Origin of the sequence: Moryella indoligenes (assembly GCF_030812885.1) — a bacterium.
In the GTDB taxonomy this organism is placed as follows: domain Bacteria; phylum Bacillota; class Clostridia; order Lachnospirales; family Lachnospiraceae; genus Moryella; species Moryella indoligenes.
The window spans coordinates 1-1,664 of record NZ_JAUSTO010000038.1 but is presented as its reverse complement, the minus strand read 5'-3'; the positions used below and the strand labels follow the sequence as shown (position 1 = coordinate 1,664).

2 protein-coding genes are annotated in these 1,664 nt (G+C 45.7%); both read right to left on the bottom strand.

Going from position 1 to position 1,664, the window contains the following annotated elements; genetic code table 11:
• Positions 1 to 150 precede the first annotated feature (150 nt).
• Complete coding sequence (locus J2S20_RS12405; RefSeq protein ID WP_330692837.1) at positions 151 to 600, bottom strand: HNH endonuclease signature motif containing protein; 450 nt, start codon at positions 598 to 600, stop codon at positions 151 to 153.
• Between the two features lie 180 nt (positions 601 to 780).
• Positions 781 to 1,664, bottom strand: an 884-nt coding sequence (locus tag J2S20_RS12400; RefSeq protein ID WP_330692836.1) for a reverse transcriptase domain-containing protein, incomplete at its 5' end; no start/stop codon positions are given.

The window sequence follows — 1,664 nt, the reverse complement described above, 5'->3', positions numbered from 1 at the left end:
GATAGCGATAGGTAATCCCTTGAAATTATCTCAGGATTTTCCCCCGCTCCACACCGTGCGTGCGGCTTTCACCGCACACGGCGTTCCATCGAATTCAGTAGTTTTGGGACATGAAGCACACAACTTACACACCTCGTTACAGCATTTCATTCAAAGAATAATGGGCGGCATTTCTGCCAATGCACGAAGCTTGTTAAGCTTTACAAGTTGTTTTGGTTCAAGATTAAGGAATTTCAGGAGTCTCTCGACTGTTGGGTCTTGTGTTGCATGGATGATGGTATGCACATCCTTCTTAATCAAAATCAGGTTGGCATATTCATCGGTTCCACCTTTGCTGACCGGCAGCTTATGGTGACAGTGGATGTCATGAGGAGCCATTGTCTCCCCAGTGACAGCACATTTGCCGTACTGCGCCGCATACAGTGAAATCCTGTTATCCGCATACTCTATAGATCGACCCCGGACAGGATTACGCATCACCCAAAGCATTGTTTCTGTGTCAATTTGAAGATTCTTATGAATCAACTCACGACCTTCCACCGTATACTTATTGACCGCCTTGCGTTTATGCTGGGCGTTCTTGGGCTGTGCAAATCCCACCGGAACCACAGGCCGCTTGTGAAGAAATCTCAGCTGTCTGCTTTCTCCATATTTCCGCTTGATAAACCCATCCTTGAGATATCCTGTTTTGGACAGATCGCCTTTCAGCCTGTTTCTGAGCTGTTTGTTAATACTGAAGGCAAGCTTTCCGAAGTCATGAGATACTTCTGTAGCAATACACTAGTATTCGTGAAGGCCTGCAACAACAGAATTGTATTTCTGTAACTGCATGAACTGTGCTTCTTCTGACGAATGAGCCAGCTTCTTCACTTCTTCGGATAGCTTTTCATGCGCCTTTTTGTACGCCTTATCGCTCATATGAGACCGAATGACATATTTCCTGCCCTTTTTACGAACTTTCAGCTTGAATCCGAGAAATTCAGAATACTGCCGTTTCAGGTTCACTACCTTGGATTTATCAGGACTGATATCCAGCCCCAGTCTGTCCTTCAGCCATAATTCTGTGGCTTTATAGGCCCTGACAGCTTCCTCATGAGAGGAACAGAAGATTTTGAAATCATCTGCGTATCTGACCGCGTGCATTTCTTTCAGTCTGCTTCTGCGCAAAGCTCTGTAAGAATGGCTCTTGATCTTTGTGCCACTCGCATTTTCTCTTATCTTGAATTCTGTTTTGGTTGGCATTTCTTCCCATTGGGAAGCAATCCACCAATCCAGTTCATTCAATACGATATTTGCAAGTAGCGGTGACAGGATTCCTCCCTGTGGTGTTCCCTTGGTCGGATAGACCTTTTCACCGTTTGGCATGATGACCGGCGCTTTCAGCATTTCCTTAATGATGCATATCAGCTTTTTGTCACGGATTCCCAATGCCCAGATTTGACGGATCAGTTTTGTATGGTTGATGTTGTCGAAGAATCCTTTGATGTCAAGATCAACGACATGATGCAGGTGTTGTACCTGCACCAGCCGCATACACTGTGCAATCGCTGTTTCAGCAGAGCGATTCGGGCGGAACCCGTTTGAATTCTCACTGAATTTTGCTTCACAGATCGGCTCCATGACCTGTAAAACGCACTGTTGGACAATGCGGTCTATGATCGTGG